Annotated in this window: 24 protein-coding genes; 18 read left to right on the top strand and 6 right to left on the bottom strand. The window is 65.0% G+C overall.

Annotated elements, in window-relative coordinates; translation table 11 throughout:
* The first annotated feature begins 115 nt into the window (after window positions 1–115).
* Window positions 116–1,648, top strand: a complete 1,533-nt coding sequence (aspA, locus tag QP140_RS00320; RefSeq protein WP_148811844.1) for an aspartate ammonia-lyase — start codon at window positions 116–118, stop codon at window positions 1,646–1,648.
* A 3-nt stretch (window positions 1,649–1,651) separates the two neighbouring features.
* Here aspA and QP140_RS00315 read toward each other — a convergent pair whose 3' ends face one another.
* Both QP140_RS00315 and QP140_RS00310 read right to left on the bottom strand, forming a co-directional pair.
* Window positions 1,652–2,479 (bottom strand): RecB family exonuclease, encoded by an 828-nt coding sequence (locus tag QP140_RS00315; RefSeq protein ID WP_284757429.1) that lies wholly within the window; start codon window positions 2,477–2,479, stop codon window positions 1,652–1,654.
* 70 nt (window positions 2,480–2,549) lie between these two features.
* Window positions 2,550–3,227: a YoaK family protein gene (locus tag QP140_RS00310; RefSeq protein WP_284757427.1), complete on the bottom strand. Its 678-nt coding sequence runs from the start codon at window positions 3,225–3,227 to the stop codon at window positions 2,550–2,552.
* 35 nt (window positions 3,228–3,262) lie between these two features.
* On the opposite strand from QP140_RS00310, the gene QP140_RS00305 reads away from it, so the two are divergent.
* From QP140_RS00305 to QP140_RS00245, 13 genes are all read left to right on the top strand, one after another.
* Window positions 3,263–4,096: a tRNA (adenine-N1)-methyltransferase gene (locus tag QP140_RS00305; protein ID WP_070759102.1), complete on the top strand. Its 834-nt coding sequence runs from the start codon at window positions 3,263–3,265 to the stop codon at window positions 4,094–4,096.
* A 100-nt stretch (window positions 4,097–4,196) separates the two neighbouring features.
* Window positions 4,197–5,813 carry a proteasome ATPase gene (arc, locus tag QP140_RS00300; RefSeq protein WP_284757424.1) on the top strand — a complete coding sequence of 539 codons (1,617 nt, stop codon included), beginning with the start codon at window positions 4,197–4,199 and terminating at the stop codon, window positions 5,811–5,813.
* A gap of 51 nt (window positions 5,814–5,864) precedes the next feature.
* Complete coding sequence (gene dop / locus QP140_RS00295; protein WP_284757423.1) at window positions 5,865–7,454, top strand: depupylase/deamidase Dop; 1,590 nt, start codon at window positions 5,865–5,867, stop codon at window positions 7,452–7,454.
* Window positions 7,455–7,519: 65 nt separating this feature from the next.
* Complete coding sequence (locus QP140_RS00290; RefSeq protein ID WP_012360290.1) at window positions 7,520–7,717, top strand: ubiquitin-like protein Pup; 198 nt, start codon at window positions 7,520–7,522, stop codon at window positions 7,715–7,717.
* Complete coding sequence (gene pafA, locus QP140_RS00285; RefSeq protein WP_284757420.1) at window positions 7,714–9,225, top strand: Pup--protein ligase; 1,512 nt, start codon at window positions 7,714–7,716, stop codon at window positions 9,223–9,225. The genes QP140_RS00290 and pafA overlap by 4 nt, the downstream gene beginning before the upstream one ends.
* A gap of 6 nt (window positions 9,226–9,231) precedes the next feature.
* Window positions 9,232–11,538: a WYL domain-containing protein gene (locus tag QP140_RS00280; protein ID WP_284757419.1), complete on the top strand. Its 2,307-nt coding sequence runs from the start codon at window positions 9,232–9,234 to the stop codon at window positions 11,536–11,538.
* A 43-nt stretch (window positions 11,539–11,581) separates the two neighbouring features.
* The gene (tatA, locus tag QP140_RS00275) at window positions 11,582–11,830 is read left to right on the top strand and encodes a Sec-independent protein translocase subunit TatA (protein ID WP_070759107.1); all 249 of its coding nucleotides are present in this window, start codon (window positions 11,582–11,584) and stop codon (window positions 11,828–11,830) included.
* A gap of 43 nt (window positions 11,831–11,873) precedes the next feature.
* A complete protein-coding gene (gene tatC, locus QP140_RS00270; RefSeq protein ID WP_148811856.1) occupies window positions 11,874–12,905 on the top strand; it encodes a twin-arginine translocase subunit TatC in 1,032 nt (343 codons plus the stop codon).
* Between the two features lie 104 nt (window positions 12,906–13,009).
* The gene (locus QP140_RS00265; protein ID WP_284757416.1) at window positions 13,010–15,745 is read left to right on the top strand and encodes a DEAD/DEAH box helicase; all 2,736 of its coding nucleotides are present in this window, start codon (window positions 13,010–13,012) and stop codon (window positions 15,743–15,745) included.
* Window positions 15,738–16,472, top strand: coding sequence for an SDR family NAD(P)-dependent oxidoreductase (locus QP140_RS00260; protein WP_284757415.1), 735 nt, complete (start codon window positions 15,738–15,740; stop codon window positions 16,470–16,472). The genes QP140_RS00265 and QP140_RS00260 overlap by 8 nt, the downstream gene beginning before the upstream one ends.
* A gap of 118 nt (window positions 16,473–16,590) precedes the next feature.
* On the top strand, window positions 16,591–17,076 hold the full coding sequence (locus QP140_RS00255; protein WP_284757414.1) for an FxsA family protein: 486 nt from the start codon (window positions 16,591–16,593) through the stop codon (window positions 17,074–17,076).
* Entirely contained in the window at window positions 17,073–18,635 is a 1,563-nt protein-coding gene (gene lnt / locus QP140_RS00250; RefSeq protein ID WP_284757413.1) for an apolipoprotein N-acyltransferase, read from the top strand. The genes QP140_RS00255 and lnt overlap by 4 nt, the downstream gene beginning before the upstream one ends.
* 12 nt (window positions 18,636–18,647) lie before the next feature.
* Window positions 18,648–19,445: a polyprenol monophosphomannose synthase gene (locus tag QP140_RS00245; RefSeq protein ID WP_070759112.1), complete on the top strand. Its 798-nt coding sequence runs from the start codon at window positions 18,648–18,650 to the stop codon at window positions 19,443–19,445.
* A gap of 79 nt (window positions 19,446–19,524) precedes the next feature.
* Here the strand turns inward: QP140_RS00245 and QP140_RS00240 are convergent, their stop codons facing one another.
* Window positions 19,525–19,893 carry an RNA polymerase-binding protein RbpA gene (locus tag QP140_RS00240; protein ID WP_168167047.1) on the bottom strand — a complete coding sequence of 123 codons (369 nt, stop codon included), beginning with the start codon at window positions 19,891–19,893 and terminating at the stop codon, window positions 19,525–19,527.
* A 115-nt stretch (window positions 19,894–20,008) separates the two neighbouring features.
* Between QP140_RS00240 and QP140_RS00235 the strand changes: the two genes are divergently transcribed.
* The 4 genes from QP140_RS00235 to mgtE are packed head-to-tail and all read left to right on the top strand — an operon-like array spanning window position 20,009 to window position 22,753.
* Window positions 20,009–20,392, top strand: a complete 384-nt coding sequence (locus QP140_RS00235; protein WP_284757411.1) for a hypothetical protein — start codon at window positions 20,009–20,011, stop codon at window positions 20,390–20,392.
* A 47-nt stretch (window positions 20,393–20,439) separates the two neighbouring features.
* Window positions 20,440–21,135: a YceI family protein gene (locus tag QP140_RS00230; protein ID WP_070759115.1), complete on the top strand. Its 696-nt coding sequence runs from the start codon at window positions 20,440–20,442 to the stop codon at window positions 21,133–21,135.
* A 54-nt stretch (window positions 21,136–21,189) separates the two neighbouring features.
* Window positions 21,190–21,369: a hypothetical protein gene (locus QP140_RS00225; protein ID WP_070759116.1), complete on the top strand. Its 180-nt coding sequence runs from the start codon at window positions 21,190–21,192 to the stop codon at window positions 21,367–21,369.
* A gap of 1 nt (window position 21,370) precedes the next feature.
* The gene (mgtE, locus tag QP140_RS00220; RefSeq protein ID WP_070759117.1) at window positions 21,371–22,753 is read left to right on the top strand and encodes a magnesium transporter; all 1,383 of its coding nucleotides are present in this window, start codon (window positions 21,371–21,373) and stop codon (window positions 22,751–22,753) included.
* Between the two features lie 33 nt (window positions 22,754–22,786).
* On the opposite strand, the gene QP140_RS00215 is transcribed toward mgtE, so the two are convergent.
* The 3 genes from QP140_RS00215 to QP140_RS00205 form a co-directional block, all read right to left on the bottom strand.
* Complete coding sequence (locus QP140_RS00215) at window positions 22,787–23,476, bottom strand: potassium channel family protein (protein WP_284757407.1); 690 nt, start codon at window positions 23,474–23,476, stop codon at window positions 22,787–22,789.
* The gene (locus QP140_RS00210) at window positions 23,469–24,830 is read right to left on the bottom strand and encodes a TrkH family potassium uptake protein (RefSeq protein WP_284757406.1); all 1,362 of its coding nucleotides are present in this window, start codon (window positions 24,828–24,830) and stop codon (window positions 23,469–23,471) included. The genes QP140_RS00215 and QP140_RS00210 overlap by 8 nt, the downstream gene beginning before the upstream one ends.
* Window positions 24,831–25,055: 225 nt before the next feature.
* A complete protein-coding gene (locus QP140_RS00205; RefSeq protein WP_284757404.1) occupies window positions 25,056–26,474 on the bottom strand; it encodes a YkvI family membrane protein in 1,419 nt (472 codons plus the stop codon).
* Between the last annotated feature and the right edge of the window lie 87 nt (window positions 26,475–26,561).

Raw genomic sequence — 26,561 nt, 5'->3', positions numbered from 1 at the left:
TGCACCGGTCAGCGAGAGCATCCCATGCTCCGCCGCACCGGGACACAAGTACGGCTCCCAACACCCCCCTTAACGCCTGTGGCGATTGACGCGAAAGTTTAGGTGGCAGTTTCACATGGCACACCGTCCCAAGCCCTCCCCGAACTCCCAGAGCTCCAGCGACGGGCACGTCCTGAGTTCGACGGACATCATCACCTCAGCCGAATCCTCCTCCCTGGAAGCCCGCAGCGGCGCACACTACCGCCTGGAGGAAGACCTGCTGGGCACGATGAAGGTTCCGGCAGACGCCTACTACGGAATCCACACCCTCCGCGCCGTGGATAACTTCCAGATCTCCCGAACGAATATCAACCACATCCCGGAGCTCATCCGCGGCATGGTGATGGTGAAGAAGGCCGCCGCGATGGCCAACATGCGTGTCAAGGCGCTGCCCATCGACAAGGGAGAGGCGATCGTCGCGGCCTGCGATGCGGTGCTCGAGGAACACCGTGCAATGGATCAGTTCCCCATCGACGTCTTCCAGGGCGGCGCCGGGACGTCCCAAAACATGAACACCAACGAGGTCATCGCGAACCTCGCACTGGAACATCTTGGGTACCCGAAGGGCCGTTACGACATCATCAGCCCGAACGATGACGTCAACATGTCCCAGTCCACCAACGACGCCTTCCCAACCGGGCTGCGTCTGGGCCTGCACTTCGACATCGACGAACTGCTCAAGCACCTGGCTGCGCTGGAGCGCGCGCTGTTCGCGAAGGCTCAGGAGTTCGACCACATCATCAAGATGGGCCGAACCCAGCTGCAGGACGCCGTCCCCATGTCCCTGGGCCAGGAGTTCCGCGCCTTCGCGAACAACATTGCCGAGGAGTCCGCGCAGCTCAGGCACGCGCAGTCCCTGCTGCGCCAGGTCAACCTGGGTGGCACCGCGATCGGCACCGGGGTGAATACGCCCCCGGGCTACCGCCAGGCGGCAATCGAATCCCTGCGGGAGATCACGGGCCTGGACATCACCTCCGCGTACGACCTGGTGGAGGCAACCAGCGACACCGGTGCGTTCGTCAACACCCACGCGGCGGTGAAGCGCACCGCGATGAAGCTCTCGAAGATCTGTAATGACCTGCGACTGCTGTCCTCCGGCCCGCGCGCTGGCCTGGGGGAGATCAACATCCCACCCCGCCAGGCGGGTTCCTCGATCATGCCGGCGAAGGTCAACCCTGTGATCCCGGAGGTCGTCAACCAGATCTGCTTCAAGGTCTTCGGCAACGACGTCACCGTCTCCATGGCCGCCGAGGCCGGCCAGCTCCAGCTCAACGTCATGGAGCCGGTCATCGCGCAGTGCACCTTCGAATCCATCCGCTTCATGGCGCGGGCCTGCACCACGCTGCGCACGCTGTGCGTCGTGGACATCACCGCCAACGAGGACGTCTGCCGCAGCTACGTCGAGAACTCGATCGGCATCATCACCTACCTCAACCCCCTGATCGGCCACCACAATGGCGACCTGATCGGCAAGGAGGCCGCGGCGACCGGGAAGTCGGTGCGCGAGCTCGTCCTGGAAAAGGAGCTGCTCGACGAGGACACCCTCAACGAGGTGCTGAGTACGGAGAACCTGCTCAACCCGATGTACCGGGGTCGCCGCTACGAGTAGGCGCTAGCGGACCCCCGGGTACTCCGGGGGAGTGCCGCCGAATGCGGGGCAGAGCTCCTGGAAGGAGCACCAGTCGCAGAGCTTGGAGGTCTTCGGCTGAAAGTCCCCGCTATGGATATCAGCGAGGATGCTGTCCCAGAGCTCGCGCAGGTCGCGCTCGAAGTACTGCAGCTCAGCGGGGGTGGGCTGCAGCACCAGGTCATCGGCCACCTTCAAGTACATCAGCCGGAGCTGGGCCGGGATCAGGTCGTGCAGCCGCCAGTAGACCAGGGCGTAGAACTTCATCTGGAACAGCGCCTGGGCCGCGAAGCGCGGTGGCGGCTTTTTCCCGGTCTTGTAGTCGACGACGCGTACCTGGCCATTCGCGGCGACGTCCACCCGGTCGATGAAGCCGCGGACGGGGACCCCGTTGGGCAGGGTGGCCTCGACGAACTCCTCGACCTCGTGGGCGTCGAAGCCCTGGGGGTTCTCCATCTGGAAATACCCCTTGACCAGGGCGCGGGCATCGACGAGGAAGTCGTAGAGCTGGTCTTCCGGAACGAGCTCGTTCAGATCGGTGTCTTTTTCCACCATCTTTGCCCACGCGGGCTTCAGCATTTTCACGGCAGCCGGGTAGGTGCGCTGCTCCCTCGGCAGGGCGTGGAGTTCCTCCAGCACCGCGTGGACGAGGGTTCCCTTCACCTGCGCGATCGTCTTGGGTTCCGGCAGCTTGTCGATGCTGCGGAAGCGGTAGAGCAGCGGGCACTGCTGATAATCCCCGGCGCGGGAGGGGGAGAGCGCCAAGCGGTCGAGGGAGACCTTCGGCTGCGGTTTCTCGGTCGGGGTGGACACTAATTCTCCTTCGGCTTTGTTCTTAGGTGTGGGCCGCCGCAGGGGCTCTGCGAAGCGTGGCTGCGGTGGGCTACAGCGGCAGGCCGGCGCGGCGTCGATGGTCGCGGACCAGCTGGTTGATCGCCACGGTCACCAGGGTGATCAGCGTCATCAGCTCGACGGCGTGGATTCCCAGCATCTGGTAGGCCAGGGCACCGGCGATCGCCCCGACGGACAGGCTCAGCCACAGCGAGAGGTTGAGGATCCAGACGAGGTGACGGCCGTCGAAAAACGCGTCGACGAAGCGCTGCCCGGTGCGCACCAACGTGCCCGTCATATACGTCAGCGGGATAGCGACCTCGCCGTTGCGTTCGAAGATGCTGTTCATGGTACCCACGCCGATGGACAGGGCGATGATGGCCGCGCTGTGGTGATCCAACTCGATCAGGACGCTGGAGAGGATGAACCAGAAGCTGACGTTGACGAGGACGAACTCCCGGCCCCGGGTTTCGTCCAAGGCGCGGACCACGATGCGTTTCGTGAACGCCCCGTTGATCACGCCGAGCAGGAAGAAGAGGATGCAGCCGCCGGCCACTTTCACCATGTCCCAGTTGCCGTCGACGATGGCGGTGGCGGAGCGGGTGGTGTTGCCTGACATGAAGGAGAGGAACACCCCACCCAGGTAGAGAAAACCCACCGAGTCGATAAAGCCGGCGATGAAGGCGAATACGCCTGCCAGCACCCGTTCCCCGGGACGCGATTCCATCATAGTGATTTGAGAGTCTAGTAGGTTAGGGTTTTCCTATGGCTTATACCGGACCTTTTACCGCCGGAGACCGCGTCCAGCTGACCGACGCGAAGCGGCGACACTTCAGCATCACCCTGACCCCGGGGGAGAGCTTCTTCACCCATAAAGGCGAGATTCGCCACGACGACATCATCGGCGCGGACGAAGGCACCGTCGTGGAGTCCAGCGTGGGCGGGGAGTACCTCTGCTTCCGTCACCTCCTGGTCGATCAGGTGCTCTCCATGCCGCGAGGTGCCGCGGTGATCTACCCGAAGGATGCCGCGCAGATCCTGGTGGAGGGGGATATCTTCCCCGGCGCGACGGTGCTGGAGGCTGGTGCTGGCTCCGGCGCGATGTCCAGCTGGCTGCTGCGCGCGGTCGGTGAGCACGGGAAGGTCATCAGCTATGAAGTCCGCCAGGATCACCTGGATTACGCGGTGAGCAACGTCCACAACATCATGGGTGGGGCGCCGAAGAATTGGGACGTGCGCCTGGGCGACGTCAAGGAGGCCACCCGCGAGTCCGTGGGCGAGGTCGACCGCGTCCTACTGGACATGCTGGAGCCGTGGGAGGTTCTGGAGACGGTGCGAGACGTCCTGGTCCCGGGCGGGGTGTTCATGACCTACGTGGCCACCGTCCCGCAGCTGATGAAGGTGATGGAGGGCATCCGGGAGCTCGGGTGCTTCACTGAGCCACGCGCTTGGGAGTCGCTGGTGCGCGAGTGGAAGGTGGAGGGCTTGGCCACCCGCCCAGAGCACCGCATGAACGCGCACACCGCGTTCCTCATTTGGGCCCGCCGCCTGGCGGATGGCGTGACCGCCCCGCGGCCACAACGGCGGGCACGGCGCTAGAGCGATCCGAGTACGGCTGCCGGGGCGCCCGTCCCGGTAGCCTCGCCGCTAGGCCTACCGGCAGGTTTTGGGCTGCGGGACCTTCAGTAGGATTGATGGCATGACTGCGCAGAATCCTTCCGATCAGCCTTCGCCCACCGCCCGCGAATTGCGGCTGGCCAATCATCGGTTGGGAGCCCAGAACGAGAAGCTCACCGAGGCGCTGAAGGCTTCCCGCGAGAAGCTGGCTGAGATTAATTCCCGCCTGGCGGATATGGCGGAGCCGCCGAGTACCTACGGCACGCTGCTGCAGCTCAACGGCACTGGGAAGACCGCGGAGGTCTTCACCTCGAACCGCCACATGCGCCTGGCTGTCTCCCCGCTGCTGGACCGGATGGATCTGCAGCCCGGGGCGACAGTGCGGCTGGGGGAGAACCTCCAGGTCGTGGAGGTCACCGGCTTCGCTGATTCTGGCGACGTCGCCGCGGTCGTCGAGGTCGTCGGTGATCGTCTGATCATCGCGGACAAGCTGGGGGAGGAGTCGATCGTCAAGGCTGCCCGCCCGCTGCAGTCCCTGATCACGAACCGGGAGCTCACCACCGGCGATAGCGTGGTCGTCGACCGCCGCAGCGGCTGGGCCTTCGACATGATCCCCCGGGCCGAGGTCACCTCCCTGGTGCTGGAGGAGGTCCCGGACGTCAGCTACGAAAACATCGGCGGGTTGAGCAATCAGATCGAGCAGATCCGGGACGCGGTGGAGCTGCCCTTCCTGCACCCGGAGATTTACCGGCACTACGGGCTGCGCCCACCGAAGGGCGTGCTGCTCTACGGCCCGCCCGGCAACGGCAAGACGCTCATCGCCAAGGCAGTGGCCAACTCGCTGTCGAAGTCCATGGGCTCCAGCGACAAGGCGTCCCGCTTTGCGGATTCCTACTTCCTCAACGTCAAGGGCCCGGAGCTGCTGAATAAGTTCGTCGGTGAGACGGAACGCCAGATCCGGCAGATCTTCGAGCGCGCCCGCAAGATCGCGCACGCCGGTAAGCCGGTGATCGTCTTCTTTGACGAGATGGAGGCCATCTTCCGCACCCGTGGCACCGGAGTGTCCTCGGACATGGAGTCCACGGTCGTCCCGCAGCTGCTCTCCGAGCTGGACGGCGTGGAGGGACTGGATAACGTCATCGTCATCGGCGCCTCGAACCGCGAGGAGCTCATCGACCCCGCCATCCTGCGCCCGGGCCGCCTGGACGTGAAGATCCGGGTGGACCGCCCCGACCAGGAGGCCGCCCTGGACATCCTGTCCAAGCACATCGACGCCTCCCTACCGCTGTCCGCGGACCTGGTGGCGGAGCACGGCGGCAAGGAGGAGGCCGCGGCCGCGCTGTGTCGCACCATCGCTGAGGAGCTCTTCCGCCGGGATGCCGCGCACCGCTACGTGACCCTCCACCTGGCGGATGGCCAGACCAAGGACCTGTACTGGGCAGACTTCGTCTCCGGCGCGATGCTGGCCAATATCGTCGACCGCGCGAAGACCTTCGCGATCAAGCGCGCCCTGTCGCAGACCGCAAGCACGAGCGAGGCTGCCGCCGAGGGCGGGCTGAGTACCGCGGACGTCCTCGATGCCATCACGGCGGAGATCAACGACAGCGAAAACCTGCCGGACACAACCAACCCCACGGAATGGGCGAGAATCTCCGGGCACGCCACCGGCCGGGTCGTGGACATCACCCTGGCGGACTAGAGAACCAAGCCCGACGAGACAACACTTTCGACTCCTGGAAGGAAAACCCTGGTGAACGCGCAGAAGGATAACGAGGCCACCGGCTACGTGCTCGGCTCCGAGACGGAGTTCGGCATCGTCGCCGTCGACGCCCCGGAAGCCAGTCCCGTGTACACGAGCACGCAGGCGGTCGTCGCCTACGCGGAGGTCTCCGGGCAGGGCGTGAACCGCCGGACCCGCTGGGACTATGACTCCGAGTCCCCGCTGCGCGACGCTCGTGGCTTCGACCTGCGCCGCTACCGTTCCGGCGCGGCCCCTAGCTATGACCCCAACGCGGTGGGCATCGCGAACGTCATCACCCCGGCGGGTGCGCGTTTCTACGTGGACCACGCCCACCCGGAGTACTCCTCGCCTGAGGTCACCTGCGCCTATGACCTGGTGGTTTGGGATCAGGCCGGCGACCGGGTCATGCACGCGGCTGCGCAGGCAGCGGGGCAGGTCGAGGGCCAGCCGGAGCTGAAGATCTACAAGAACAACGTGGACGGCAAGGGCGCGTCCTATGGCGCCCACGAAAATTATCTCTACCCGCGCAGCCTCAACGTCGAGGACGTGCACCAGGCGCTGATCCCGCACTTCGTGACCCGCCAGATCTACGCCGGCGCGGGCCGCGTGGGGCTCGGGCAGGCAGGGGAGCAGCCCGGCTTCCAGATCTCCCAGCGCGCCGATTACATCGAGACCGAAGTCTCCCTGGAGACCACCCTGAACCGCGGCATCGTCAATACCCGCGACGAGCCCCACGCCACCGCGGATGATTGGCGCCGCCTCCACGTGATCATCGGCGATGCGAACTTGAGCCAGTTCGCGACCTACCTGCGCTTCGGCACCACCGCGCTGGTTCTCAAGGCCGTCGAGGCGGGCGCCGATTTCAGCGACATCGTTCTCATCGAACCGGTCGAGGATGTCCGCCGGGTCTCCCGCGATCTGGAGTTGACAACCCCGCTGCGGCTCTACGGAAACACCACCGCCACCGCGATCGAGCTGCAGCGCAGGATCCGCGAGAAGGTCATCGCCGCCCTCGAACCGGCAGGAAAGCTCACCACCGACGAGCAGCGAGTGCTGGCGCTGTGGGAGGAGATCCTGGACGACCTGGAAGCTGATCCGCTGCGCACCGCCGACCGGCTCGACTGGACGGCGAAGTACGCGCTGCTGCGCGGCTACCGCGCCCGGGGGCTGGAGTGGTCGGATCCGCGGATGGCGCTGATCGATATCCAGTACCACGACATCGACCCGGCCCGCGGGCTGCACCACGCGCTCGTCGCCCGCGGGAAGATGCGCACGCTGGTCGACGACGCCGAGATCACCGCGGCCGTCGACACCCCGCCGCGGGGCACGCGGGCCTGGCTGCGCGGGGCACTGGTGAAGCACTACGCGCCCAAGATCCTGGCCGCGAACTGGGATAGCGTCGTCCTGGATCATCCGCACGATGGGCACCCGGCGCTGCGCGTGGGGCTGCCCGAGCCGCTGCAGGCCACGGCCGACAGCTTCGCGGGCACCGTGCTCGAGGATCTCGCGGAGGCCAAGCCGGGCCAGGCCCCGGAGTTCTCGGAGGTGGCTGCCGCGCTGATCGCCGCTCTGCCCGAGCGCGTGATGGGCGTGGGCTAGCGCCGAACGCGCCTGGGAGCCCAGGTAATGTGAAGTTCAACTAATCAACGTTTGAGGAGATAGGCATGGCAAACGCTCAGCAGCAGGTCTTCGGCGGCGGGGGCGGCGACGACGCCGAAAACAACGACGCCCCACAGCAGGGTTCGGGCACCCAGCAGGTCAACGTCACCGGGACGGACGACCTCCTGGACGAAATCGACGGACTGCTGGAGACCAACGCCGAGGAATTCGTCCGCTCCTACGTCCAGAAGGGCGGACAGTGAGCCCGGTGACCGGAGAAGCGACACCAACGGAGCAGGCAGCTGCGGAGAACCCCGTCTACGTCCGCCGCATCATGGGGCTGGAGACCGAGTACGGCATCACGAACGTCCTCGACGGCACCCGCCGCCTGGGGCCCGATGAAGTCTCCCGTCTGCTGTTTTCTCCCATCGTGGAGAAGCACCGCAGCTCCAATATCTTCACCGAGAACGCCTCGCGGCTGTACCTGGATGTGGGCGCGCACCCGGAGATCGCGACCGCGGAGTGCGATAGCCTGCACCAGTTGCTCGCCTACGATCGCGCGGGCGACGAGCTCGTCCAGCAACTGGCGAGCCGCGCTGAAGAAGAGCTGGCCGGCAACGGTGTCGGCGGGCACGTCTTCCTCCTGAAGAACAACACCGACTCGATGGGCAACTCCTACGGCTGCCACGAGAACTACCTGATCAGCCGGAATGTGCTGCTCAAGCACCTGTCCTCCCAGCTGCTGCCCTTCCTGGTGACCCGCCAGCTGATCTGCGGGGCGGGCAAGCTCACGATCCCGAGCCCGGGCGCCCCGAACGAGAACTTCGAAGCCGGGTTCATGATGAGCCAGCGGGCGGACTACATGTGGGAGGGCATTTCGAGTGCCACCACCCGTTCCCGGCCGATCATCAACACCCGTGATGAGCCGCACGCGGACTCCTCAAAGTACCGCCGCCTGCACGTGATCGTGGGGGACTCGAACATGTCCGAGACCACCACCGCGCTGAAGATCGGTTCCGCGCTGCTGGTCCTCGAGATGATCGAGGCGGGCGTGGAGCTGCCGAACTACGAGCTGGCCAACGAGATCCGCGCCATTCGGGATATTGCCCGGGACTTCACGGGGCTCACCGAGGTCAAGCTGCGCAGCGGCGAGACTGCCACCCCCCTGGAGATGCAGCGCACCTTCCACGCCGCTGCGGTGCAGTGGCTGGAGCGCCGCCCAGAACCAGAGTGCGTCGACGGGCGTTGGCTGGGCACCCCGCGCGAGCAGCTCGAGCCCGTGGTGGAGTTGTGGGGTCGTGTCCTGGACTGCTTCGAGACCGGGGATTTCTCCCCGGTGGACACCGAGATCGACTGGGTGATCAAGAAGAAGCTGCTGGATGGCATGGCCTCCCGCCACGGGCTGGAGTTGACCGATCCGCGGCTGGCTCAGATTGACCTGCGCTATCACGATATTCACCCCACCCGTGGGCTGTTCAACGTGCTGAAGCGCCGCGGCCAGGCCGCCTCGATCCTGAGCGAGGAGCAGATCCGCGAGGCGATGGACCAGGCTCCGACGACGACTCGCGCGGCGCTGCGCGGACGCTTCCTCGCCGCCGCGCGGGAGCACGGCTGCGCCACGACCGTGGACTGGATGCGGCTGAAGATCAACGGCGAATTCGGCAGCGAGGTCGCGCTCCCGGACCCGTTCGCGGCCACGGATCCGCAAGTAGACGAGATGATCGCCAGCATGGCCGATCTCGGCGGTGCCGACGCGCCCGCACGGGGTTAAGCACTGATGGTGGGTCCACGAAAGCCCGGCAGTGCCGGGTCCCGCAACCGGCCAGTGAAGGTGACCTGGCAGCAGGGCGCGAGCAGGCTATTCAACCTGGTCATCGGCCTGCTCAACGCCCCAAGCCCCCGGCCGACCGCCTGGGTCGTTGAGAATATCGAGGGCTATTCGGGGCAGCTCAAGTCCCGGGAACGCGTGTTCCACAGGGACCGGGAGTCGCTGCGCCAGCTGGGGATCCAGCTGAGCCACGAAAGCCGGGAAGGTCAGGACTACTGGCTGCTGCGCCCCGAGCAGGTCTTCCTCCCGGACCTGGACCTCTCGGAAGCCGAGCTGCAGGTGTTGGCGACCGCCACGCAGTGGGCACGCCAACCGGTGGACTCCGCGATGGCTGGCCCAACGGCGCAGGCGCAGCTGAAGCTCGCCGGCGCGGGGCTCAGCAGGGTCGACGATGCCGCCGTGGTGCAGCCCGTTCCCGACATGGTGGAGCTGGATCCGCGCAGCGTCGACGCTATTTTCCGCGCCACACAGCGCGGGCTGCGGATGACCTTCTGGTACTACCCGGCCTACTTGGTTGAACCGGAGCAGCGCACACTGGATCCGTGGGCGGTCGCCGGTGTCGAGGGCCGTCTGTATGTCACGGGCTTCGACGTTGACCGGGGTGCCCAGCGCACCTTCCGCCTGGCCAGGCTCTCCGATGTTCGGGCGGAGGCGCAGTTCGTCGAGCACCCGGCGCCCACCGACCCCGCGACCGGTCAGCCGGTGCCGGCCGGCGAGTTGATTCGCCGCGGGTTGGAAGGGCACCAGACGAAGGTCACAGCTAGCGTGCTGTTCACGGGGGAGGGGGCCATCGAGATTCAGGACATGGCCCACGAGCTCCGCGATACGCCCGACGGACGAGTGGGGACGGTCGGGCCGGTGGATCGGGATTGGCTAGTGCAGACGGCGGCGAGCTACGCCCCGGATGCGGTGCTGCTGGAGCCCCAGCAGCTCGTCGTTGAGGTCCTCGACCTTCTGCAGCGCGCCCAGCAGTTGGGCACCCAGGAACAGATCTCAGCCACGCAGGCTCCGGACGCTCACACCGCGACCTTGGATGGCGGTTCAGCGGTGGACGAGCAAGACCCAGATTTCGCGGAAGCCGATGCCCCCGGTCAGGCCCTGGACGAGGACGAACCGGCCGACGTCCAGGCGCCGCCGGTCAACCTTGTGGCCCAGCAGTTCGCCCAGACGCTTTCGGTGCTGGCCTGGTTCCAGGCCCACCCGCGTGGCTCCTTCATGCGGGCCTCCCGCGACCTGGGGCTCAGCGTGGCCCAGATCCAGCACGAGCTCAAGCAACTGAGCATGTGCGGGCTGCCGGGCTATTACCCGGGCTCGCTGGTTGAGATCGCGATGGACCGCACCACCGCAGAGGCGCAGTTCACCGCCGGGTTGGACGGCCCGGTGCGGCTGAGCACCGTGGAGGCCGGCGCCTTGCTGCTCAACCTGGAAGCGGTCCGGGACGCCGTCCCCGCCGAGCAACGGGAAGCCGTGGACTCGGTGACCGAGAAGCTGCGTGGCCTCCTGGAGGGAAAGCAAGGCGCGGCCAACCAGCCTTCGACGGGCACCGATGCCGGGCCCTCTCACGTCGGCACCATCACCCCGGAGCACCAGGAAACGGCTGCGCAACCCCGGACCAAATCCCCGGAGAACACTGTGGAGTCCACCTTGGACCTGCTGCGCACCGCACTCGCGGAGAGGTGTGTCGTGGACTGCGAGTACCTCACTCTCAGCCGCGATCAGCGCAGTAGCCGCCGCCTGGTGCCGGACGCGATCCGCATGATCGCGGGCAACGCCTATCTATTGGCGCGCAGCCTCGATGACGCAGGCGTGGTGGACGAGAGCCCAAAGAACTTCCGGGTTTCCCGCATGAGTGAGGTCACGCTCGGGGAGGCGGACTCCGCACCGGCGCGATTGGCCAGCTCCGTCGATGCCACCGATCCCTTCGACTTCGGTGCGGCCGCCGATTGGGCCCACTTCCGCCTACACGACTCCGCCCTGTGGATGCTGGAGTACTTCCCACTGTGGCAGGACGCCGACGCAGGAGACGGTGGCGTGAGCGAAGACGCCCGAACCGAAGCCACCTCCGTTACGACCAGCCCCGAGAGCCGGAGCACCGCGGTGACGATGCCGGACACCGGGGCCTGGCTGGAGCGCTTCCTGATCGCCCATGCCGGACAGGTCGCGGAACTCTCGACCCCGGGCCTCGCCGGACGCGTCGCGCGACGCGCGGAAGCGGGGCTGGGGGTTTATCGGGACCGTTTCCCCGATGTAAGCTGAAGGCTGAGATTTTTAACGCAGGTCCTGAAAGGCAAAAACCTTCATGCTCTCTGGTAGCCACATCCTCATCCTGTTGCTGGTTGTCCTTCTCGTGTTCGGCGCATCCCGCCTGCCGAACGCCGCCCGTTCCCTCGGCCGTTCAATGCGCATCTTCAAGTCCGAGATGGACGAGATGCGCACCGATAATCCAGAGCAGAACGGGCAGGAGGCCATCGAGCAGCAGCGTGCGCCGCAGCCCAATCCGGCGCAGGAGGTCAATCCAGCGCAGCAGCAGAATCAGAACAGCAACTAGGTAGAAAATCGCGCCCACCTTCGGCGCGTTTTCGCTTTTCCGCATGAGTAACACCCCTCAGGCAGCACGCACAGCCCAGCGGCCCCGTCGCCGGGCTTTTCGCCGTGCCAACCAGCGCCCAAGCGACGGCGCGATGAGCATCGTCGAGCATATTCAGGAGCTGCGCCGCCGCCTCATTATCGCGGTCATCGCCATCCTGATCGGCACGATCCTGGGCTACCTCTGGTACGGCACCAACGTGGGTCCGCTGCGTAGCCTGGGCGAAATCCTCCGCGAGCCCTATTGCAAACTCCCTTCCGAGGTGCGCTTCGGTGCCGCGACCGGGGAGTGCCGCCTGCTGGCCACCGGCCCCTTCGAGATGTTCCTGCTGCGCTTGAAAGTCGGTTTCATCGCCGGCATCGTGCTCTCCGCACCGGTGTGGATCGGCCAGATCTGGGGCTTCATCACCCCGGGGCTGAAGAAGAATGAGCGCCGCTGGGCGGTCTCGGTCTCGCTGATCGCGACACTCTTTTTCTTCTTCGGCGCCGCGCTGGCCTACCTGGTCCTGCACCACGGCCTGCACTTCCTCCTCACGGTTGGCGAAGAGGCCCAGATCACCGCGCTCAAGGGCAGCGAGTATTTCAGCTTCGTCCTCATCCTCTTGCTCGTCTTTGGTGTGAGCTTCGAGCTGCCGTTGTTCACGGTGCTGCTGAGCTTCGCGGGGCTGCTGCGCTACGACAGCATCAAGACGAAGCGCCGCTACATCATCGTCGGTCTGTTCGTCTTCGCGGCCTTCGTGACCCCGGCTGACCCGTTCTCCATGCTGGCACTCGGCTGCGCGCTGACCCTGATGATGGAGATCGCCTACCTGATCATCCGTTTCAACGATAAGCGCCGGGATAAGCGGCAGGCCCAGGCGGCAGACGCCCCTGGTTCCGAGATTCGCCCCTCCGGCGCGGTCGCTCCCGCAGAGGCAGTCGAACGGGCCGAGCCGGTCAGGGCCTCCCAAGGAATCGCGGGTCAGGCACCGGCGGACCCTGGCATGGGACGGCGGAACTCCTTCAACTACGCCGAGATCTTCGACGAGGACGTTTAAACACCACCCCACCTCAATGGGTGGCGAGCCGAGGCTTGAGCGACCGCCCGAACCGACGTCCTGACACGCGTGAGCAACAGCGAGCGGATAGACTCGGTACACATATGGCTAACAGCGCTACGTGCAATGCAAAAAACTACCCCACGCTGGTCGAAGAGTTCCGGAAGGAATACGACTTCGAACTCGATGAATTCCAGCTCGACGCAGCCGCTGCGATCGCCGAGGGCAGGGGAGTCCTCGTGGGAGCACCGACCGGTGCCGGAAAGACGATCGTCGGCGAATTCGCGGTCTACATGGCCTTCCACGGTGGCGGGGCCTGCTTTTACACCACGCCGATCAAGGCACTGAGCAACCAGAAATACCACGACCTGTGCGCCAGCTACGGCGAGGAGAATGTCGGGCTGCTCACCGGCGACGTCACCCTCAACCCGGATGCGCCGATCGTCGTCATGACCACCGAGGTCCTGCGCAACATGATCTACGCGGACTCGGATCGGCTGGCCAGCCTCACCCACGTGGTGATGGACGAGGTCCACTTCCTAGCCGACCGGTGGCGCGGGCCGGTGTGGGAGGAGACGATCCTCAACCTGGACCACAGCGTAACCCTGGTGTCGCTCTCGGCGACAGTCTCCAACGTGGAGGAGTTCGGCGGCTGGCTGCGCACCCTGCGGGGCGAGACGGACATCATCGTCACCGATAAGCGCCCCGTCCCGCTGACCCAGTACATGATGGTCGGCTCCAAGATCATGCGGCTGTTCAGCAAGAACGCCGAGCACCTGGCGGGGGAGGACCACCCCGGCGCGATCAACCGCTCCCTGCTTTCTGCCGTGGGGAAGGCCGAGGCCTATGGCAATCAACGTGGCCCCCGGCGCGAGGACGTGGTGCGCCACCTGGAGCAGGCGAAGATGCTGCCGGCGATCTACTTCATCTTCTCCCGCATCGGCTGCGATAAGGCGGTGCAGCAGCTGCTGATCCGGAAGGTGGAGCTCACCACCCCCGATGAGGCCCGGGAGATCGGCGACATTATCGACGAGGGCGTTGCGGGGCTGGAGGCCGCGGATCTGCACATGCTGGGCTTCCGCCAGTGGCGCCGGGCCTTGATGCGGGGCTTCGGGGCGCACCACGCCGGGATGCTGCCGGCCTTCCGGCACATCGTGGAGAAGCTGTTTAGCCGTGGGCTGCTGAAGGTCTGCTTCGCCACCGAAACCCTGGCGCTGGGCATCAACATGCCCGCGCGCACGGTGGTGCTGGAGAAGATGACGAAGTTCAACGGGGAGGCTCACGCGGAGCTGACCCCGGGCCAGTACACGCAGTTAACGGGGCGCGCGGGGCGCCGCGGCATCGACACGGTGGGCAACGCCGTGGTGCTGTGGAGCCCCCAGGTCGACCCCTATGCGGTGGCAGCGCTGGCCTCGGCCCGGACGTACCCGCTGGATTCGACGTTCCGGCCGGGCTACAACATGGCGGTCAACCTCATCGCCACCAAGGGTTGGGCCGAGGCCCACCGGATCCTGGAGCGTTCCTTCGCCCAGTACCAGGCCAATGACACGATCGTGGAGCGCGCGCACGCCGTCGAGCTGCGGCGGCAGGACTTCGACCGGGAGCGCGCAGAACTGGAGGCCCTGGTGGGGCGCACCGAGGCCGCACAGCGGGCCGACGCCGCCGAGCTCACCGAGCAGGTCTTGGATTACGCGGAGCTGCGGCGCACGCTCTCCCACGAGGAGCGGCGAGCCAAGCGGGATGCCGCCCTCGAGCGCCAGCAAGAGGTCGAACACTTGCTGCGCACGATCAATGTGGGTGATGTGCTCGCCCTGCCGACGGGTAAGAACCCGGTGACCGCGGTGGTCGTCCGTTCTGATTCGGGTCGCAATCCGCGCCCCACCTTGGTTCTCGACGACGGCTGGGTGGAGCGCGTCGCTGCCGACATGTTCCGTAACACCCCGGTGATCATCGGTCACATGAGGATTCACCGAGGCGTGGAGCGCGCGCCGAAGCGCCACGCTCGGGCTGTGGCCTCCCAGCTCCGGCGCATGCACCTGGATAAGCCGAAGAAGATCCGCCCGCACGCCCGCGGGGGTTCGAAGAAGGCCGCGGAGCTGCGCAATCAGCTGCATGTCCACCCGGTGCATGCCTGGGCGGAGCGCGAGGAGCTGGCGAAGAAGGCGCAGTCGGTGCTGAAGGCCGGCCGACGCTGGGAGTACCAGAAGCAGGAGTCCGAGCAGCCAGGGGACTCGCTGACCGCCACCTTCGACCGGATCATCGCGCTGCTCGAGGAGCTGGGCTACGTGGAAACCTGGACGGCTGAGGGTGGTACCCCGGCGGCGAAGGTCACCGAAGAAGGTGAGAAATTGGCCCGGATTCACCACGAATCCGATCTGCTGGTGGCCCAGTGCCTCCGCCGCGGGCTGTGGGATGACCTCGACCCGGCCGAGCTGGCCGCTGCGGTGAGTGCCTGCGTGTTTGAGAACCGTCGGGAATCCACCGAGCGCACCCAGCTTCCGACCGATGCGCTGGAGGAGGCGGTGGCTCACACGCTGCGCGTGTACAAGGAGCTGGTCAGCGACGAGGAACGCCACCGCCTGACCGCCACCCGGGAGCCCCAGCTGGGCTTCGCCACGGCGGTGCACCAGTGGGTGGCCGGGGCACCGCTGGAGTACTGCCTGCAGGCCGCGGAGGCCTCGGGGGCAGTGCTGACCCCGGGCGATTTCGTCCGCGCCTGTGGTCGGGTGAAGGACCTGCTGGATCAGATCAAGATGACCGGTTATTCCAACGACGTGAGGAAGTCCGCGCGTAAGGCCGTGGACGCGATGCAACGAGGGGTTGTGGCTATCGATGTCTAATATCGCCATTTTCGGCGCCACCAGCGAGATCGGCGAGCACATCGCGCGCCTGCTGGCACCGGGGCAGTCCTTCCTTTTGGCAGGACGCCGGCCTGAAGCGCTGGACACCCTGGCCGAGGAGCTACGCGGCTTGGACGCACGGCGGGTGGAGACCTACTTCTTCGACGCGGCAGATACCGCGAGCCACAGCGGCGTCATCGATGAGATGGAGGCGGACTGCGGGCCAATCGACACCGCCTTCGCCATGTTCGGGGTGCTGGGAGACCAGCAGCTCGCGGAGGAGGACGGTGCTGAGGTCTACCGGGTGCTGCACACCGACTTCACCGCGCAGGCCGTGCTGCTCACGGAACTATCCCAGCGGATGAAGCGCCGCGGCACGGGCACGCTGGTGGCGTATTCCTCGATCGCCGGTGCCCGGGTGCGCCGCCCGAACTACGTCTACGGTTCCGCGAAGGCCGGCCTGGATGGGTTCGCCCAGGGGATGCAGGACGCCCTGCGGGGCAGCGGGGTGCGGCTGATGGTCGTGCGCCCCGGCTTCGTCATCGGACGGATGACCGAGGGGATGGATCCTGCACCGATGTCCTCCACCCCTGACGTGGTTGCGAAGGCCACCGTGGAGGCCCTGGAAGGCAACCGCGACGACGTGTGGATTCCGGGCAAGCTCCGCGTGCTGGCTACGGTGATGCAGCTGGTGCCGCGTTGGCTGTGGCGGCTCGCGCCGCGTTAGAGCACTTTTGCCACCGTCGGGACTACGATGGAATCTCTAACACCGCTGCAGCGTTAGTGCTATCAGGTACCGCATGCCGCTGGTGCGCTGATTGTCTTTAGGAGGACACGGAAAACTTATGCGCAGGAGCTTCTTCCTCTACGTGGTCGTGGAGCTGTTGGCCTTTATTCTGCTGGGCAAGTGGCTCGGCTTCGGCTGGACGATCCTGCTGTACCTGGGGCTGTTCATCCTCGGTGTCGCGATCGCCGCCTGGCAGATGCGCGCGCTGACGGTGCGCGTGCTGCGTAGCCGCAGGTCGCCAGGAAAGCTGACCGGTGACGCAGCGCTCTCTGCGTTCGGTGCTCTGCTGGTCGCCCTGCCGGGCGTGGTGACGGGGGTCGTGGGCATTCTGTTCATGCTGCCGCCGACCCGCTCGATCGCCCGACGTTCCATGGGAACCGCTCTGCGAGCGAAGGTCACCCGCCTGGGAGGAGCGTCCTTCATCATGTCCTCTCGCGCCAGCGACCCGCAGGTGCGCAACATTCCAGGCTGGGGCGAGGTCATCGACCACCGCAGCGAGGAGTTCGGGGACGAGGGTCCTGCCGGGACCAATAACGCCCGATGAAGCAGTGGCTCGCTAACCTTCCCTCGCCGTGGCGGGTGGTGGGAGCCCTTTTTGCGGGCTTTATGGTCTTCGCCTCCTACGAGCCTACCGGGCTGTGGTGGGCAGCCCCCTTGGGCTACGCGCTCTTCTTCGCCGTTATCACGCAACGGCACGCAGTCTCGCTCGCCTTCCTCAACTCGCTGGCTACGTATGGTTTTCTGCTGCCCTGGATCGGGGAGTTCGTCGGCGCCTCGGCGTGGATCGCGCTCGCCATCGTTCAGGCGCTCTATGCCTTGCTTTTTGGCCTCGGAGCTCGCTGGTTGCTGCGCTGGGGCAACGGAACCTGGAACTGGCGCAGCATCGTGGGCGCGGCGGCGTTCTTCGTCGCCGTCGAGGGGTTCCGTTCCCACTGGCCGTTCGGGGGCTTCGGTTGGGGTCGGCTGGCGTGGGGCCAGGTTTCCGGGCCGCTGGCCGCCGATATCCGCCTTGGTGGCTCCGCGTTCGTGAGTTTCCTGGTCGTCTTGCTCGGCGGATTGATCTACTTGGCAGCCCGTCCGCCGTATAAGAGCCGGGCTGCGGTCGCCCCGAAGGTCCGCCTGCAGTACGCGGGAGTAGTGGCTGTCGTGCTGCTGGCCTCCGTCATCTACGGCTCGAGTTTTAGCCAGGATCCCACCGCGGGTCAGGTCAACGTCGCCTCAATCCAGGGCAACGTCCCCCGAGCTGGCTTGGACTTCGCGGCCCAGCGCCGCGCCGTGCTGAACAACCACGTGCAGCGCACCCACGAGCTCGCAGACTCGGTCGCGACCGGCGAGGCACCGCAGCCTGACGTGGTGATCTGGCCGGAGAACTCCTCCGATGTGAACCCGTTTAAGGACCCGGATGCCCACGCCGCCATCGATTCGGCGGTCACGGCAGTCAACGCTCCGGTGATGGTGGGCACCGTCATCGGAAATGAAAACACGATGCTCACCTGGGGCCCGGCCACCAGCAGCGAGCCGGGGCCGGGGGAGAAGCACGTAAAGAAGTTCCTCCAGCCCTTCGGCGAGTACATGCCCTTTCGAGAGGTTCTCAAGCACGTCAACGAAAACGTCGAGCGAGCGGGCAACTTCGTCCCTGGCGACGGGCCCGGCGTGGTGCGGATGCCCGCTGCACGCGGGGACGTCCTCGTGGGTGTGTCCACCTGCTACGAGATCTCTTTCGACGCCAGTGCCCGCGACGCGGTGCGTCATGGTGCGCAGTTCCTGGCTAGCCCAACGAATAACGCCACCTTCGGCTTCACGGACATGAGCTACCAGCAGCTCGCGATGAGCCGGATGCGGGCGATCGAGACGGACCGGGCGGTCGTGGTTGCTGCGACCTCCGGGGTCTCGGCGATCGTCATGCCGGATGGGGAAGTGGTGGCCCAGAGTCGGCTGTTCCGCCCGGATATCCTGCAGGCCGATATTCCGCTGCGCGATGGCATCACGCCGTCCGTAAAGGTGGGGCCCTGGGTGGAGCTCGGGCTGGCTGCGGCGGGTGTTTTGGGGATAATCGGGGCCTTCCTCGCGTCTCGGCCCACACGGCGCAAGAAAAGCAGATAAACTAATCACATTATGAAGAAGCTCAGCGATAAGACTCTCGTCATCATCCCGACTTTCAACGAGCGCGATAACCTCCCGATCATCACGCGCCGCCTGTTGGAGGCCGAGCCGGAGCGCGTGAACGTTCTCGTCGTCGACGACAACTCGCCGGACGGCACCGGAGATCTGGCGGATCAGATGTCCAAGGACGATTCCCGCATCCACGTACTGCACCGCGAGGGCAAGGGCGGCCTCGGCGGGGCTTACCTGGCCGGTTTCAAGTGGGGCATCGAGAACGGCTATGAGGTTCTCTGCGAGATGGACGCCGACGGGTCCCACGCCCCGGAGCAGCTCCACCTGCTGCTGGACAAGATCGACGACGGAGCCGAGCTCGTCCTGGGTTCGCGCTACGTCAAGGGTGGCAAGACCGTGAACTGGCCGGCCGACCGCAAGTTCCTCTCCCGTGGCGGCAACATCTACGCCTCCATGGCGCTGGGCGCTGGCCTGTCCGATATCACCGGCGGTTACCGCGCCTTCCAGCGCGACCTGCTGGAGCGCATGGATCTCGACGCCGTGGACTCCGCGGGTTATGTCTTCCAGGTGGACATGGCGTGGCGCGCTGTCAACGAAGGCGCCGACGTTCGTGAGGTTCCGATCACCTTCACCGAGCGCGAAATCGGCGAGTCCAAGATGAGCAGCCGCATCATTGGCGAGGCGATGGCTCAGGTGACCCGCTGGGGCTTCCGCCACCGCATGTACCAGGTCCGCCAGCTCATGCGCGAGGGTGCACGCATCGGCGCCGGCACCGTGGAGCGCGCGCTGCAGAGCTAATCGGATAGCGCAACGCTAAAGGCCTGGTCACGTTCATAACGTGGCCAGGCCTTTGTTCGTGCGGAGGCGAGGGGAGGGCTTAAGCCTTCTCCTGCTCCTTGAGCAGCTTCATCGCCTCGCGGCGGCGCTTACGCAGCATCTCGATACGCTCCTCCAGCAGCTCGTCGAGCTCCTCCAGGGAGCGGCGCTCGAGAAGCATGTCCCAGTGCGTACGTGGTGGCTTCGCAGGCTTGGATTCGATGCCCTCGCCCTCCACGAGGGTGCCCATCTGGCCGTTCTTGCACAGCCAGTCCTGCGGGATCTCGGCGTCGTCAGCGAACGGGACCTCAAAAATTTCGCCGTCCTCAGTCTGGTACTTCACCATCTGACGTGGCGCGAGATCGTGGTCCCGGTCGGTTTCATACGACACGGCACCCATGCGACTGCCTCGCAGTACGCGGTCTGCCATTAGTTCCTCACTTCCGAAGTTCGCTAGCGGCGCCTCCGGGGCGCCATCAATGTAGATAACGCACCGGGTGCGAGTTTTGTTCCCAGATTCCCCGAAAGGGTTAGGATCTTTAGCCATGAGCACCCCCACCTCGCGCGAAGACTTCCCCCACACGCCGGGGTTCTGCGCATGGTGCGGGGAGGAAATGCCCGGCCAGCAGCGGGGGAGGCCACGCAAATTCTGCAGCCGGTCCTGCCGCCAACGGGCCTACGAGCAACGTGCGAGCCAGCCGGCAGCGGACGCACCCACGCCCACGGGCACCCGGCCGGGGACTCCAGGGGACACCGGGGATGAGTTGGGGGATCAGCTCTTCGAACTCCGCTGCGCAGCGGAGGATCTCGTCACCGCGATGGACGAGCGCGCAGAACCCGCCGAACTGCGCGGCATGGCTACGGACCTGGTGCGGCTGGCGCACCGCGCGGAGCAGCTGAACCACCCCCAACCCCCGGGACGCGCTTAAGCCGCACCTTTTCCTAATCTTCCCTGCTTAGCACTAGGCTGGGTGCCATGCGCAAGGGAATTATCACTCTGGGTGTTATCGGTATTATCGCGGCATTCCTGTTCGGCGTTGGGCCGATCGCGTATCAGCTGCTCACTGATCGGGGTTTGCAGACCGCCGATCTCGTCGAGGGCGGACCCGAGCCAACAACGTCAGCGGACGGCCACTGGGTGATCGTCCCTGGTGCCGGTGCCAACCACACCCAGGCTGGTTATACCTTCCGTGAGATCCTGCCAGGGCAGGAGAAGACCACCTCCGGACGTGCGGATAACAGCACGGAGGAGAACATCAAGGGCGACCTGCAGGTCTCGGACGGCACCCTCACGGAGGGCCTGGTCGAGGTCCGCGTCGCGGGGATCTCCTCGGATGTGGAGAAGCGCGACATCAACGTCCGCCGCTCGATCCTGCACACGGAGGACTACCCGAAGGCGAAGTTCAGCATCACCGAGCCGGTGGATCTGAGTGGTATTCCGGAGGACGGCTCCGTCGGTGAGGTCGACGTCACGGGAGAGCTCACCCTCCGCGGCGAGTCGAATAAGGTCAGTGCGCCGCTGAAGGTGCTGCGCACGGGGGACAAGGTTGTCGTCCAGGGCAAGGTGCCGTTCAAACGTTCGGATTTCAACATCAAGACCCCAGAGTTCGTCGCGGCCAAGATCGCTGACGAAGGAACGATCGACCTGCTACTCGTGTTCGAGAAGCCTTAAAGCCCACGCGCCCGACGTACGCGAGAATGATCGCGGTCAATTTTAGGAGCACCATTGAATACCCAATTTCTCCTGTGGTCCCGGGTTATCCGGCTTGTGGTGCTGCTCGCGCTCGGCGGGTGGCTCGTGAGTAATGGCACTGGCCTTGACTACTTCTTTGCCGCGATCTGCGCCGCGCTGATCGCACTGACCTGTTATCAACTGTGGTCGAGCATCCAGAAGGGAAGCCACTGATATGGCATCAAACGCACGTTTTCTCGAAGACCTGCTGGACGATAAGGACCTCGACGCGGTAAGCCGGTGGCTCGCCGACCGCTCGTCCGTTGTGGTGGCCGAGGAGCTTGGCCGACTCTCCGGGGCGGAGCAGGCAGTGGCCTTCCGGTTGCTGCCCAAGGACCGCGCCCTGGATGTCTTCGAGTACCTGGATCCGGTGCACCAGGCCGAGCTTCTGGAGGCGCTGCGAGACGACCACGTCACGGAGATCTTCGCGAGTCTAGCCCCGGACGACCAGGCGTCCCTGCTGGATGAGATGCCGGCGAAGGTCGCCTCGCGCCTGCTGCAGGGCCTGCCGTATTCCCAACGACGTGTGACCAGCGGACTGCTGGGCTACCCGGCGGAGTCCGCGGGTCGTCTGATGGTGCCCACGCCCACGGTGTTGACCCCGGACGCGACCCGGGAGGAATCCCTCGAGAAGCTGCAGTCGCGCGCTAAGCGCTACGCCGCCGGCCCGCATCACTCGATCGCATTGGCCACGGTGGCGGTGACCGATGAGTCGCGCAAGCTGCTCGGCATGCTGGAACTCGCGGACCTGGTCACCGCGCCCGAGGGCACGCTGGTCGGGGAGTTGCTGGAGGAGGAGCAGCACAGTGTCTCCGCCTACGACGACCAGGAGCACGCCGCTCGCCTGATCCAGGAGGCTGACCTTCTGGCGCTGCCCGTCGTCGACGACGAGGACCGCATTCTGGGCGTCATCACGGTCGATGACGCCATGGAGGTCCTCGAGGCCGAGGTGACGGAGGATGCCTACCGCGCCGGTGGTGCCGAACCGCTGAACGAGCCTTATCTGACGGCGACGGTGATGACGCTGGCTAAGAAGCGCGGCGTCTGGCTGATCGTCCTGATCCTGGCGGCCTTCCTCACGATCAACGTGATGCAGTACTTCGAGGATGTGCTCGAGGCCGTGGTGGTGCTCAGCATCTTCGTGCCGATGTTGATCGGTACGGGCGGTAACGCGGGCTCGCAGGCAGCGTCCTCCGTGGTGCGTGCGCTCGCGGTCAACGAGGTGAGACCCCGGGACGTGTTGCGGGTCATCGGCCGTGAGGTTCGGGTGGGCTTCCTGCTGGGTGTCTTCCTCGGTACGGTGATCTTCCCGATTCTGGCCTTCCTGTACTACCCGCAGGTCGCGTTCACTATTTCGTTGACGATCGTGGCGATCTGTACCTGGGCCTGCATCGTGGGTGGCGTGCTGCCGCTGGTCGCGAAGAAGTTGGGCGTGGACCCGGCGGTCTTCTCGACGCCCGTGGTGTCCACGTTGGTGGACGCCACCGGCCTGATCATTTACTTCAGCATCGCCGGTGTGATCATGGCTGATCAGATCCGCCAGGCGACGGGTGGCTAGCACCGAAGTTGGGGCTAGCACCGGGACTAGGAACTAACGCCGGCCGAACTTCTCCAGGTCGGCGGGCGCGCCGGCGAGGATGACGTCGTCGTCGGGGGAGAGCTGGTGGTCAGCAAAGGGTGGTGCCCACTGGTTGCCGCTGTGCACGGCCACCAGCTGGACGCGGTGCTTCGCCCACAGGCTGTGCCGGTTGAGGGAGTGGTTCACCAGCTCCTTGGGAGCTCTTAGGGTGATCATCGCGTAGCCCTGATCGAAGACGGTGTAGTCCTGGAAACGGCCGCTGAGCAGGTGTGCAACGCGGCGTCCGGTGTCCCGTTCGGGACGGACGACGTGGTTCACACCAACGCGGGTGAGGATGCGGGCGTGGGCATCGGAGTCCGCCTTGGCCCAAATGTCCTTGACCCCAAGTTCCACGAGGTTGGATGCGGTCAGGATCGAGGCTTCGAGGCTACTGCCGATGCCGATGACGACCTGCTGGAAATCCTTCACTCCGAGCTGCTTGAGCGCCTCGGGGTCGGTGGCGTCAGCGATGAATGAGTCGGTGAGGTGGGGGTCACTGTCGTGCAGTAGCTTCTCCTCGACGTCGATGCCGAGGACGTCGACGCCGTGGCTGTGGAGCTCCTCGGCCATGGCGGAACCGAACCGACCGAGCCCGATGATCGCGACCGGTGGCAAATCGATGGGGCGGGCGCTGGGGAGGAGCTTGTCGAGTGGGTTAACCAATGTAGGGCCTTTCTGCAGGATAGGAGTAGTGCTTGCTCGGGGTAGTGGTGGCGAGCGCTGCGACGAGGGTGATGGGTCCGACGCGGCCCATGAACATGAGGACGCAGAGGAGGATCTGCGAGGCACCGCTGAGGTCAGCGGTGACGCCGGTGGAGAGGCCGACGGTGGCGAAGGCGGAGATGACCTCGAAATGGATTTGGTCGGCGCTGAACTGAGGGTTGAAGGTACGGAGGCATGCGATAACGAATGTTATGACACCTACTGCCACAGCACCGACAGTGAGAGCCTGGCGGATCACGGTGTGATCAACGCGACGACCGCCGATGACAGTGTCTTTTTCACCCCTAATTTCTGCCACGATCGCCGCGAGCACCACGAAGAGCGTGGTGATCTTCAAGCCACCTGCGGTACCGCCGGATCCGCCTCCAATGAACATCAGAATGTCGGTACCCATCAGGGCATTGGGCGACATCTCGCCAAAGTCCACGGACTGGAAACCAGCGGTACGGGTCGTAATGGACTGAAACACTGCCGCCAGGGCAACATCCCCGCTGCTCAGCCCGGCGAATGCATGATTACGCTCGAGCGCCCAGAACATCGCGAAGCCACCGATGAGGAGCACCGCGGTGCCGTTGAGAGTGATCCGAGCGGTCATAGACAGCCGCGGTGGTTTCCTCCGCTGCCTGCGCAGGCGCACCCGCGCGATGAGCTCGTCGAGCACAGGAAAGCCGAGCCCGCCGAAGACAATCGCCAGGCCGATCGGCAGGACGATCCATGCATCGCCGACGTAGGGAATGAGGCTACCGGCGTTCAACCCGAAACCGGCGTTATTGAAGGCAGAGATGGAGTGGAAAAAACCGATCCATGCAGCGGAGCCGAGGCTATCGACATAGCCGCCCATAAACATTCGTATCGTGAGGACGCCCGCAACAAGCAGTTCGCAGATCACTGTGAGAAGGATGGCGCCGATAATGGTGGATTTCACGCTGCCAACGGTGAGCGTGCGCCGCTCCGCGACGGTATAAAGCTTAGTTTTCAGTCCTAGCCTGCCACTGAGGATGAGCCCAGCTAGAGACGTCAAGGACATGATCCCGAAGCCACCGATTTGAATGAGGACCAGAATGACGACCTGCCCGGCGGCAGTAAAACCCGTGCCGGTGTCACGAACACCCAGCCCGGTCAGCGTCACCGCGGACGTCGCTGTGAAGAAGGCCTCGAGCGGCGAGACTGAGTCGCCGTCGGGCGCGGAGAACGGCATGAGAAGCAATAACGTGCCAAGCGCAATGAGCCCCAAGAACCCGACGGACACGAGGCGCGCCGGATTCTGCGTCAGGGACGCGAATAAGCGATTCACCAGAATAATCCTAGACCTGTAGTGACGCGCACACTAGAGTTTTCTGATCGATCCAGAGGCGCAGGGCTACGGGGATCATCGCCAGCTCCACTAGCAAACAGCCTGGCCGTTATTGTCCGATAATATACATTATGACACTTTGCATTTATGGGGCACTGGCCTGCGCCAAGCCCCTCCGGCCCCGCGGCTAATGCAGCGGGCGCCGTCAGTCCTCCCCTAGGAACTCTAAGAGTCCTTGGACTCCTTCAAGTCGGAATCCTCGCCGGGCTCCCAATCAACCTCAAGCTCATCCATGAGCTCCTGGGTCGAGTTTTCGACCTCCGTCGTCGAGCCCTTCTTATCGTCGGCGGAACTCTCGGAAGCCTCTGACGCCTCGGCGGCATCGTCGTCAGCCGAGTCCTCGGAATCATCCTCCTCAACGTCTGGCTGGGACTCGCGGGTCAACGCCTCGGCGAGCTCGTAGTTGCCCACGTTGGACTTCTCCACGATCTTCTTGAGCTCGCGGCTCTCCGAGTCGCTCAGCTCTTCCTCCCCCTCGTGGAACTTATTCACCAGCTCGGTGGCGCGCTCGCGGTACTTAGCCTCGCGCTGGATGCGCACGCGAGACTTGATCCACCAGGCGACGAGCACTGCGATCGTCAGTAGCCCCACCCAGCCGATGATCGGATAGACATTGGCCATCAGCGCTTCGAAGCCGAAGAAGCTCACGCCGAAGCCCACCAGGCAGACACCCAGGAACACCGGACGGTACTTATCGCGGTGATTGGCCGTCAGGCGGCGCCCCAGCGCGTAGAACATGCCGATGCAGGTGTTGTAGATCATGATGAAGATGATCACGACCATCACATAGGACAGCGGATGGTTGATGTGATCGATCATGCTCAGCATCGGCACGCTCGAATCCCCGACAACGTCGAAGTTTGCGAGCAGGACGAAGGTCGCCATCATCAGCATCGTCAGGTAGATGAGGCCACCCATGAGGCCACCCACACCCGCTTCGCGTGGCTTCGTATTGGCGCCACCGATCACCAGGGCCATGGACAGCCCCAGCAGCAGCGCAAGCCCGGTGTAGTTCAGGGCAGAAAGCCACCACGGGCTGATTGGCGATTCGGCCCCCTGAGCCAACTGCCCCATCGCTGCCATGTCATCCGGCAGGTTGAACAGCGTGTAGCCGAACGCGAAAATCACCGCGACGATGATCAGCGGCGTCACCGTCGAAATGATGCTGGAGACCCGGTCGACGTCCATCAGCCCGGTGATCATCACCAGGATCAGCATGATCAGGGAGCCGACCCAGGCGGGCCAGCCGAACTGCTGCTCCAGGTTGGACCCGGCTCCCGCGAGCATCACGAACCCCACGGCAAACAGCGTGAAGGTCACGCCGAAGTCCAGGAACCTGGAGACGATCGGGTGGGACATGTTCCGGAACACCATGCGGTGCTCCTGCGCCAGGAAATAGCTGCCGAGCTGCAGGATCACTGCCCCGGCGATGGTCATCAGGACTCCGGCGAGCAGCGCGCCCCACAGCGCGGAAAGCCCAAAAGAGCCGAAATATTGAATGACCTCTTGACCAGTCGCGAAACCCGCGCCAACCAGGAGGCCCACAAAGGATAATGCAATTTTAAAAGTGTTTTTTAAAGACACTAACGAGAGCCTCTTTCGTAAATATCACAAATACGAACGCTCTCCAGTATTACTTAATATTCCCTTATTCTCATACTGCGAAACTGT

The sequence above is a fragment of the Corynebacterium sp. UMB9976 genome, from assembly GCF_030212265.1.
Lineage (GTDB): Bacteria > Actinomycetota > Actinomycetes > Mycobacteriales > Mycobacteriaceae > Corynebacterium.
This window is presented reverse-complemented; position numbering and strand designations above follow the sequence as displayed.